The following is a 9,297-nucleotide window of genomic DNA, read 5'->3' on the forward strand; positions in this document are numbered from 1 at the left end:
CAATCGCAATAAATCCGACAATAACCTGAAAGATCTAATACGAGCATTCCGGAGTATTACGACACGACAGCCGTTTTTTTCCACTGCAGATATTGACCGGCAAGTTGAGTTGTTTGAAGTTATGCTAGTCTCGGACTCCGAACGATACGAGGCTCTACGAGCGGCGTCCTGGCATACCACACATCTTGTAAGTTTCCCTTCACGCTCCCCTTGGAACTCGACCCCGCTTGCCATACATGAAAGGTCTCTCGATGAACTTGGAGAAATCCATCAAGTAACGGCGGATATTCATAATCTCTATTCTCAGACAGTCCTTCGGGACATAGAATCGCAATTTGTACGCGAAAAGGCAGCACTTATCCTTTCGGGAAAGCAATTGCTTACTGAATGGTCTCATTGTTATAGGCATCTGGAGTGCTGCGGTAAGGTAAAGGAGCAGCTTTCGTCTTGGTCACATCATCCCTCAATCCTGGCGCAGGCAAAAGAATCGCTCAGTGTTTTGAACACCTTTGCCTCCCAGTGGGCTGCATCAGTCCATGCAAATTATTCTCACCAAGTACTACGGGATCTCGGATTGAATCATGAAGTAAGCGGTGAATCGAGTCGTGTGCTGGAAAATCCGGCGCTCCGGAAATTTCGGGAGTTCTGGTTGCCCACAGGCTCGAAAGAGCTTTTTGAAAATCACATAAAAATATCCAAAGGGTTCAGAATTCATTTTTTCTGTGACCCCTCCACAAAGAAGGTGTTTGTCAGTTATATCGGAGTGCACTTACCCTTATAGTCAGGGAAAATCATGTAGGAAATTCGGGCCATCTAAACTCCCTGGAGCAAATTGGTACACTCGCCATATTTCCTGATTTCCCACGTAGTCCGCTATTCTTCCTCCACCCGCGGCCGCCGTAGCGGAATAACCTTCGCAAGCCCATCTTTCAGAAATCGGGCATGTCTCTCCGCCCAATCATAAAAGCCGGCCACTCCCGCCTCCTCGGCTTCGGCGAGTTCGCCGGCCCAGTCCGCGCAGAGATCGGCGAGCATGAGATCGGAGACTCCCCCTATCCAGGGCTGGTACACGACTTCCCCTTCTCCGGAATCGGGATCCGCCTTCAACAACAGGTATTTTTTCTCCCCGGTAATCTCGGTGAAGATCTCTTCGTCGTCGCCGGTTGCCTCCATTGCGCAGACGACGTCGACTCCGTATTTCTCAGAAGCGAAATTCCCTCGCCACTCATCAGCGGGGATGGTATCGGCCCCTGCAAGGGCTGCAGAGACCGCCTCATACTCCTCCCCGGCCTCCACCTCAACGTCCACGTACTCGAAGACCGGCCGGACCAGCCTGACCCTGAACCTTGTTTTCTCCATCGACGTTTCCTCCCAGTCCCTCAACAGATTAGATTCTTCTCGAACCGCCCAACCCCAGTGAATCCACTACCGTTGGCTTTCCTCTCCAAACTTTCGCCTGAACACATCGAATTTCTCCATCTCCCCTTCCTGCTGTGACCACCTTTATATCTCGTCCCAGTCAACGTGGCGTTCCAGAGCCACCCACACCGCCTGCTGAAGGCATTGTCGGTCATTCCAGTGATAAAAGGCGGCCAGACGGTCCTTGATGCAATCGGTCGGTGACAGCAGCCGGAGGATGCCGGTGTCGAGGCGAAGCTCCTCCACCACGGCGACCGGCTCGTTGCCGACGGCCAACGGTCCTGAAGGAAATTCAAGGAAGAAGTTAGTATCTGGATGAACGAAATACCTGTCTTTTTCGTAAAAGCCGATCTCCGCAAGAACCTCCTTCATCTGTCGCCGGGTGGTATGGAGTCGATCAATGAAATCGAGATCCATGGAACTGTACCCTCATCTGCTGAATCGCCTTCATAAAGGCTTACCTCCCCTGCGCGGACGCTGGCGAACCAGCAAGAGACGGTCCTGTTCGTCTTGGGGAAGGAAAGAGGCAGCCTTTTCCAGCAGCCCCTTGATTTCATTGAGCAACGGATAGCGGGGTTCGAACGTGTACAGGCGGGTCCGTCCCACCAGCCTGCTGGCAAGGATTCCTCCCCGTTCCAACACCTCAAGCTGCCTCTGAACAGGGGTTAAATCCGTGGCGAAATAACGGGCGATGTCCCGTGCATACCCCTCTCCCCTGGCAAAGATGAAGAGGAGCACCCTTTCCTTATTGACTGAGCCCAGCAGCGGTTCCAGCATATAAAGACCTCATTGCGATGTCAATTGACCTATATATGAGGTCATTATATGGACATCTGCTGAATTCGCAAGGGGAAATTACGCAGGGGAGAATGGCAAAATCTCTACACCCCCATCTGCAATTTAATCGGCCCATCAGGCAATCCCTCCTCCTGACGAGAATCTGTCACCTCCCCGGCTCCTGTTCTCAATCACCCGCCTGTCATCAAATTTTACGGCGTTATTCGGCCGTAGCCCTGACTGATCCGGCCAGCCATCGTAACTCCTTTCCGAACAATCGCACGATCAGGCAATAATCCGACAGGATCGGTCTACCTCCCTTTGGTCTTTCAGGGGTACGTTATCATCATCAAGACGGTAGTCCTGTAGATGAAAGGAGCAAGCAATGCAAAAACGTATATTGGGCAAAAGCGGTCTGGAAGTCTCGGCTTTGGGCCTGGGCTGCATGGGAATGAGCTTTTCCTACGGTCCACCCAAGGACAAGCAGGAGATGATCTCGCTGCTGCGCACCGCCGTGGAGCGGGGCATCACCTTCTTCGATACGGCCGAGGTCTACGGCCCCTTCACCAACGAGGAGCTGGTGGGTGAGGCGCTCGCGCCGCTGCGCGACCGGGTGGTGATCGCCACCAAGTTCGGGTTCGATACCAGCGTCGATCCCCGGGCCATGAAGGGGAGCGGGCCGGTCCTGAACAGCCGGCCGGAACACATCAGAGAGGTGGCCGAGGCGTCGCTCAAGCGGCTCAGGACCGACGTCATCGACCTGTTCTACCAGCACCGGGTCGATCCGGCGGTGCCGATCGAGGAGGTTGCCGGCGCGGTGAAGGAACTCATCCGGGAAGGGAAAGTGAAGCACTTCGGCCTGTCGGAAGCGGGAATCGAGACGATCCGCCGCGCCCATGCCGTGCAGCCGGTGGCCTGCGTGCAGAACGAGTACTCACTCTGGTTCCGGCGGCCGGAAGAGGGGCTGTTGCAGACCCTGGAAGAACTCGGCATCGGCCTCGTCCCCTACAGCCCGCTGGGCAAGGGGTACCTCACCGGCAAGATGGACGAGAAGACGACCTTCGACAGCACCGACTTCCGCAGCACCCTGCCGCGCTTCACGCCGGAGGCGCTCAAGGCAAACCAGGCCATGGTCGATCTGCTCGGGAGAATCGCCGCAGAGAAAAACGCGACCCCGGCCCAGATCGCCCTTGCCTGGCTGCTGGCCCAGAAGCCGTGGATCGTGCCGATCCCCGGCACCACGAAGCTGGAGCGGCTGGATGAGAACATCGGCGCGGTTGCCGTCGAACTTACCGCCGATGATCTCCGCGAGATCGACAGCGCCGCCGCCCAGATCACCGTGCAAGGCAACCGGTACCCGGAAAAGCTGGAGCAGTTGACTGGGCGCTGAAAGCAATCCCCCTCACCCCCGCCCCTCTCCCTCAAAGGGCGAGGGGAGAAAAGCAGAAAACCCTCTCCCCATGGTGGGAGAGGGTGGTCGAAGGCCGGGTGAGGGGAAAGAATGCTGTTGAATATAACCAATAGGAGACTACAACCATGTACAAAGCCAAAGCCTATTCCGCAGCCAGCGCCACCTCGCCGCTGGCCCTGGACACCATCCCGCGGCGGGAGACCACCGATCGCGACGTGCAGATCGAGATCCTCTACTGCGGCATCTGCCATTCCGACCTCCACACAGTGCGTGACGAGTGGAACAGCGTCATGCCCACGGTCTACCCCTGCGTGCCGGGGCATGAGATCGTCGGTAGCGTCACCAAGGTCGGTTCCGCGGTCACGAAGTTCAAACCGGGCGATCTGGTGGGGGTCGGCTGTCTGGTCGATTCGGACCACACCTGCCCCAGTTGCCAGGCCAACGTCGAGCAGTTCTGCCCGGACGCCACCTTCACCTACAATTCCCCGGACAAGCACGGGACAGCGCCGGTCACCTTCGGTGGTTATTCCGAAAGCATCGTCGTCGATGAACGCTTCGTGCTGCGCGTCCCGGCCACCCTCGACCTTGCCGGGGCCGCGCCGCTCCTCTGCGCCGGGATCACCACCTACTCCCCGATCCGCCGGTGGGGCGACATCACGGGGAAGAAGGTCGGCGTGGTCGGCCTCGGCGGTCTGGGGCACATGGGGGTCAAGTTCGCCCGTGCCTTCGGCGCCCACGTCGTGGTCTTCACCACCTCCCCCGGCAAAAAGGAGGATGCGCTCCGCCTGGGAGCCCATGAGGTCATCATTTCCACCAACGCCGAGGAGATGCGGCAGCACGCAGGCAGCTTCGACTTTATTCTCGACACCATCGCCGCCGATCACGACATCAACGCCTACCTCAACATGCTCGGCCGTGACGGCAACATCACCCTCGTCGGCGCGCCGGAGAAACCGCTGGCCGTCTCTGCCTTTGCCCTGCTGTTCGGACGCCGCAGCCTCTCCGGCTCCATCATCGGCGGCATTGCCGAAACCCAGGAGATGCTCGACTTCTGCGGGGCACACAACATCACGTCGGATGTGGAAATCATCCCCATCCAGAGGATCAACGAGGCATACGAGCGGCTGCTCAAATCCGATGTGAAGTACCGGTTCTCCATCGACATGGCGTCGCTCAAGGCCGAATAATCGAACGATGAGGGAGGGGGGCATCATGAAGGGAACCGACAGCTCACACGAAGGGACAAGCTTCACCCGGCGAGATTTCATAAAAAGCGTCGGGATAGGAGGGGGGCTCGTCCTGTTCGGCCAGTTTGGAGTAAATGCGGCGGCCTGGGCCCTTTCGGGAGATCCGGTCCTGAAAATGGTTCTGGTGGATTACACGAAATGCACCGGGTGCCGAACGTGCGAAACTGCCTGTTCGGCGCGGAACAGGCCGGTGTCGATCAACGGCCGGGACCTGCCCGGACTGGGGAACCCCCGCTTTGCCAACATCCGGGTTCACAGCTTCAACCCCGACGTGGATGTCCCCAACGTCTGCGCCATGTGCGCCGACACCCCCTGTGTGAATACGTGCCCTGTGAAGCCGGACCCGAAGACCGGCAGGCGCGCCCTCTACCGGGATCAGGCGACTCACGCTATCACGAACGATCCCGGCCGGTGCCTCGGCTGCCGGAGTTGCGCCAAGGCCTGCGCCGCGCAGAGGAGAGGGGTCATCACCCCCAACCCCACAACGGGCAAGCCTGAACGGATGTGCACGCTGTGCGGCGGCGATCCGCAATGCGTCAAGCGCTGCCCCTTCGGGGCGCTCTCCTATGTCGAGGTCCGGCGTGACCGAAAGTTCTACGGCCTCGGACCGGAAAAAATTGCAGCTGAACTGGCCAAGGGCTGGTACGGGACGGCAGAGTTCGGAGGGATGAAATGATGAGCGGGAAACCCGGGTACCATGGAGTAATTCTGAACATAGACCTTTCCACCGGCAAGAGCGAAAAGGTGGCCATCCCCCCCGAAGACCTCGCCAGATTCGTCGGCGGGCAGGGGCTCGGTATGAAGATCCTCTGGGATCGGCTGAAGAAGCCGGGAGTCAACCCGCTGTCTCCCGAAAACCCGCTGATATTCATGCCCGGCCCGTTTTCGGGGCTCCCGGTCCCCTCCTCGTCCCGGACCTGCGTGGTGACGAAATCCCCCATCACCTCGCCGGTGGAGTCCGATTACCCCCATGCATCCACCGTTTCCTACTCGAACATGGGTGGCTTTTTCGGTCCTGAGATCCGGTTCGCGGGATACGACGGGCTCGTCATTACCGGCAAGGCAAGCGAACTCAGCTATGTCGTTATCGATGACGACAAGGTAGAAATTCGGGAGGGGAAGAGGTTCAAGGGAATGCGCACGGATGCCTTCGACAAGGTATTCCTCGATGCGCTTGGCGACCGGCGATTCAAGACCGTCTACATCGGCCCGGCCGGAGAGAAGCTCGTTCCGTATTCCAGCATCCTCCATACGGCGGGGCGGGCCGCGGGCCGAGGTGGCATGGGCTGCATCATGGGGTCCAAGAATCTGAAGGCCATCGCGGTAAAGGGTTCGGGACAGCCGGGGGTCGCCGACCATAAGCGATTCCTTGCCGCCCTTGAAAAGGCCCGGTCGGCCCTCTTCGGCTCCGCCTATGCCAAGTCCTGGGCAGAGCAGGGAACGGCCCGGGCCATCGTCGCCAACAGCAATGCCGGAACCGAAGCGGTCCGCAATTATCGCGAAGGAACCTTCCTGGAGGCTGACAAAATCGGCGGCGACGCTGCCCGACGCGATGTCTGGGTGAAAGACATCGCCTGCTACTGCTGTCCGCTGGCCTGCAAGAAGAGCGGCACCACGAAAGGCAAATACGGTGGCATCGTCCACGATGGCCCCGAGTACGAAACCGGGGTCATGCTCGGCTCGAACCTGTTGATATCCGACATGCCCGGACTGCTGAAGGCGATCACCACCCTCGACGATCTCGGCCTGGACCAGATTTCCACCGGCAATGTCATCGGCTTTCTCATGGAGGCCTACGAGAAAGGGCTGATCGATCGGAGCTTTCTGGACGGCATCGATCTCAAATGGGGTAGCGTTGATGCGACGCTGGCGATGATCGAGAAGATCGCCGCGAAGGACGGCGTCGGTGCTCTGGCTGCCGAAGGGGTGCGGGCGCTTTCCTGGCACATCGGCAAGGGGAGTGAAAAATTCGCCATCCAGGTAAAGGGGCTGGAGCTGGCGGCGCACAACATCCAGGCGAATCAGCCTCGGGGACTCTCGTACGTCACCGCCTCCCGGGGAGCCTGCCACATGAGCGGCGACAACATCGCCATGCAGAACCGGCGGGCCATGCTCGACTCGACCGGCATGTGCTTCTTCCCCACCTTCGAGCCGGCGCTGGAGGAGCCGATGCTCTCCCTGCTCAGCGCCATCACCGGCCATGAATACGACAAGGCCGAGTTCGAAAAAACCGGCGAAAGGATCTTCAATTTGGAGAAGCTGTTCAATTACCGCGAGGGTTTCCGCCGTGCAGACGATCGGCTGCCTGACCGCTTTTTCGAGGACGCCTTCACCATCGGACCGAAGAAGGGGTCGGTGCTGGACCGGGAGCAGTTCGACGCCATGCTCACCCAGTACTACAAAGATCGCGGCTGGGACTCTGAAACCACCAAGCCGGGGAAGGCAAAGTTGCAGGAGCTCGGGCTGGATTCGATCTGATCACGGGGAGGTAAGAAAATGAATTCGAAAACCTTGATGGTATCATGTGCGCTACTTGCCGCAGTGTGCGCTGTTGCGGGCCAGGCGCTGGCCGCCGATGCTCCCAAACCGGCGCAGGCCATCTCCCGGGCCGGCGCCCAGGTTTCCAGCAAAGAACCTGCCGCCGCCATTTCGGAGGCGATTCAGACCCCTTCGGGTTCAGTTCAATATCCTCGATGAGGCTACAAAGTAACGTCCTGTGCTGAAATGGTGAAGTAAACGGTCGCCCCCTTGCCCAGCTCGCTTTCGGCCCACACACGCCCTCCATGGCGACGTATGATCCGCTCCACCGTGGCAAGACCTATCCCGAAACCTATGGCTTTCTCGGCACCAGGGAGACGCTGAAATGGGACAAAGAGTCTGTCCGCGCCCTCCTTTACAAAACCACTTCCATTGTCCCGGACGAAATAAGCCGGCACACCGTCGATATCGGCTAAGCCGAACTCAATGACTACCTTCTCTTGCTCTCTGGTGTACTTCCAGGCATTGCCGAGAAGGTTATCCAGGACCAAGCGTAGAAGACTTGCATCAGCATAGGCCTTGAGGCCGTCTGCGATCCGGAAGTCCACCTGCCGCTCGGGCTCAGTCAGTGTAATCTCCGCAACCGTCTCATGGGCCATCCTGCTAAGGTCAGTCTCGACTCGGAGCGGTTCGACGTAACCAATGCGTGAGAAATTGAGCAGAGCACCAATGAGTTTATCCATCCGCAAAGTGACCTGGCGGATACTCTCGATATCTGCGCTGGATTCCTCCAGGCGATCCGCGTCATACTGCATTATGATTTTCTGGCAGATCAGGCTGATAACGTTCAACGGTTGACGCAGATCGTGGGCAACTGTGAAATTGAACGTCTCCAGTTCCTTGTTGCTGACCTCCAACTCGGCAGCCCGCGCCGCCAGTTCGGCATTCAGCCTCTGAATCTCCGCCTCTGCCTGCTTGAGATCGGAGATATCCTGGCACACCACCAGAATATTGAGCGAACCGTGTATGTCGTAAACCCCCTGTGCTATTTCTAGCACCCACACCCGAGAGCCGTTTTTCCGGACTGTCTGGAACTGCAACCGGTGCACCTGATTGGGGTTCTTGCGACACCACTGCAACTGCTCGGCCACTGAGGGTCGGTCATCTTTATGGACTAGAACCAGCACCGACCGGCCCTCCAGTTCGGCTGGGGTGTAGCCCAGAAAGCTTGCACCAATCGGGCTGACTTGGAGTGTTGTCAACTCGGCATTGAGGGTAAATATCATGCTTGGGTTGTTAGCAAACAAGGTTCGATAGTATTCTTCACTGACGCGTAAAGCTTCTTCAGCTTCTGTGCGTCCAGAGATATCGCGTGTCACTTTGGAGAAACCCTGTAGGTTTCCCTTTTCATCATGTAGTGCGGTAAGTATCACCTCAGCCCAGAACCTGCTCCCTTCTTTGTGGACCTGCCACCCCTCGTCAGTGATCTGTCCCTTGGCTGTGGCCATTTTAAGCTGTTCTTCGGGCCTGCCGGCACTTATGTCCTCTTCGGTATAAAAACAGGAGAAATGTTTGCCTACGATCTCCTCAACCCTATAGCCTTTCATGCGCTCAGCTCCCGCATTCCAACTCTGGACGTCCCCTTTTATATCCAGCGTGTAAATCGCGAAATCTTTCAGTCGTTCGACATGCCTAAATTGTTCGTCTTTTATCTTGAGCGGTTGTCCTAGACGTGCTTTTTCCAGGTCAATGCTAGATGTGGAAATGGGTCCTCGGGGTGTGCCGGCACCCCTCTGTCTATGATCATCGTTTTCTTGACTCATCTGCTTCTCCTTTTCACTTTCATCGTGTTCCAACGGGGCGGGCGCTGACCTGACGGCTTTATCGGGAATCTTCCCCCGATAAAGTAGACACGGGTTACGCCATGCTCCACTCATACTCCTCCGGCGAAAGATAGCCAAGAGA

9 protein-coding genes are annotated in these 9,297 nt (G+C 57.8%); 5 read left to right on the forward strand and 4 right to left on the reverse strand.

Annotated features, from left to right (window positions below):
* Positions 1-873 precede the first annotated feature (873 nt).
* The 3 genes from KI811_RS14575 to KI811_RS14585 all read right to left on the reverse strand — a co-directional run bounded on the left by KI811_RS14575 (position 874) and on the right by KI811_RS14585 (position 2,196).
* Positions 874-1,359 carry a hypothetical protein gene (locus KI811_RS14575; RefSeq protein ID WP_214187205.1) on the reverse strand — a complete coding sequence of 162 codons (486 nt, stop codon included), beginning with the start codon at positions 1,357-1,359 and terminating at the stop codon, positions 874-876.
* A 144-nt stretch (positions 1,360-1,503) separates the two neighbouring features.
* A complete protein-coding gene (locus KI811_RS14580) occupies positions 1,504-1,836 on the reverse strand; it encodes a hypothetical protein (RefSeq protein ID WP_214187206.1) in 333 nt (110 codons plus the stop codon).
* 30 nt (positions 1,837-1,866) lie between these two features.
* Positions 1,867-2,196, reverse strand: coding sequence for a winged helix-turn-helix domain-containing protein (locus tag KI811_RS14585; protein ID WP_214187207.1), 330 nt, complete (start codon positions 2,194-2,196; stop codon positions 1,867-1,869).
* A gap of 385 nt (positions 2,197-2,581) precedes the next feature.
* On the opposite strand from KI811_RS14585, the gene KI811_RS14590 reads away from it, so the two are divergent.
* The 5 genes from KI811_RS14590 (at position 2,582) to KI811_RS14610 (ending at position 7,551) form a co-directional block, all read left to right on the forward strand.
* Complete coding sequence (locus KI811_RS14590) at positions 2,582-3,586, forward strand: aldo/keto reductase (protein WP_214187208.1); 1,005 nt, start codon at positions 2,582-2,584, stop codon at positions 3,584-3,586.
* Positions 3,587-3,732: 146 nt separating this feature from the next.
* Entirely contained in the window at positions 3,733-4,794 is a 1,062-nt protein-coding gene (locus tag KI811_RS14595) for an NAD(P)-dependent alcohol dehydrogenase (RefSeq protein WP_214187209.1), read from the forward strand.
* A 25-nt stretch (positions 4,795-4,819) separates the two neighbouring features.
* A complete protein-coding gene (locus KI811_RS14600) occupies positions 4,820-5,530 on the forward strand; it encodes a 4Fe-4S dicluster domain-containing protein (protein ID WP_214187210.1) in 711 nt (236 codons plus the stop codon).
* Positions 5,530-7,332: an aldehyde ferredoxin oxidoreductase family protein gene (locus KI811_RS14605; protein ID WP_214187211.1), complete on the forward strand. Its 1,803-nt coding sequence runs from the start codon at positions 5,530-5,532 to the stop codon at positions 7,330-7,332. Before KI811_RS14600 ends, KI811_RS14605 begins: the two co-directional genes overlap by 1 nt.
* 18 nt (positions 7,333-7,350) lie before the next feature.
* Positions 7,351-7,551: a hypothetical protein gene (locus KI811_RS14610; RefSeq protein WP_214187212.1), complete on the forward strand. Its 201-nt coding sequence runs from the start codon at positions 7,351-7,353 to the stop codon at positions 7,549-7,551.
* Between the two features lie 2 nt (positions 7,552-7,553).
* Here KI811_RS14610 and KI811_RS14615 read toward each other — a convergent pair whose 3' ends face one another.
* On the reverse strand, positions 7,554-9,155 hold the full coding sequence (locus tag KI811_RS14615; RefSeq protein ID WP_214187213.1) for a sensor histidine kinase: 1,602 nt from the start codon (positions 9,153-9,155) through the stop codon (positions 7,554-7,556).
* Positions 9,156-9,297: the final 142 nt, after the last annotated feature.

The sequence above is a fragment of the Geobacter hydrogenophilus genome (assembly GCF_018501225.1).
In the GTDB taxonomy this organism is placed as follows: Bacteria; Desulfobacterota; Desulfuromonadia; order Geobacterales; family Geobacteraceae; genus Geobacter; species Geobacter hydrogenophilus.

What these genes read in the sequence shown, in the direction of transcription:
- KI811_RS14575 (WP_214187205.1), bottom strand. Translation starts at nt 1,359, where the DNA reads ATGGAGAAAACAAGGTTCAGGGTCAGGCTGGTCCGGCCGGTCTTCGAG.
- KI811_RS14580 (WP_214187206.1), bottom strand. Translation starts at nt 1,836, where the DNA reads ATGGATCTCGATTTCATTGATCGACTCCATACCACCCGGCGACAGATG.
- KI811_RS14585 (WP_214187207.1), bottom strand. Translation starts at nt 2,196, where the DNA reads ATGCTGGAACCGCTGCTGGGCTCAGTCAATAAGGAAAGGGTGCTCCTC.
- KI811_RS14590 (WP_214187208.1), top strand. Translation starts at nt 2,582, where the DNA reads ATGCAAAAACGTATATTGGGCAAAAGCGGTCTGGAAGTCTCGGCTTTG.
- KI811_RS14595 (WP_214187209.1), top strand. Translation starts at nt 3,733, where the DNA reads ATGTACAAAGCCAAAGCCTATTCCGCAGCCAGCGCCACCTCGCCGCTG.
- KI811_RS14600 (WP_214187210.1), top strand. Translation starts at nt 4,820, where the DNA reads ATGAAGGGAACCGACAGCTCACACGAAGGGACAAGCTTCACCCGGCGA.
- KI811_RS14605 (WP_214187211.1), top strand. Translation starts at nt 5,530, where the DNA reads ATGAGCGGGAAACCCGGGTACCATGGAGTAATTCTGAACATAGACCTT.
- KI811_RS14610 (WP_214187212.1), top strand. Translation starts at nt 7,351, where the DNA reads ATGAATTCGAAAACCTTGATGGTATCATGTGCGCTACTTGCCGCAGTG.
- KI811_RS14615 (WP_214187213.1), bottom strand. Translation starts at nt 9,155, where the DNA reads ATGAGTCAAGAAAACGATGATCATAGACAGAGGGGTGCCGGCACACCC.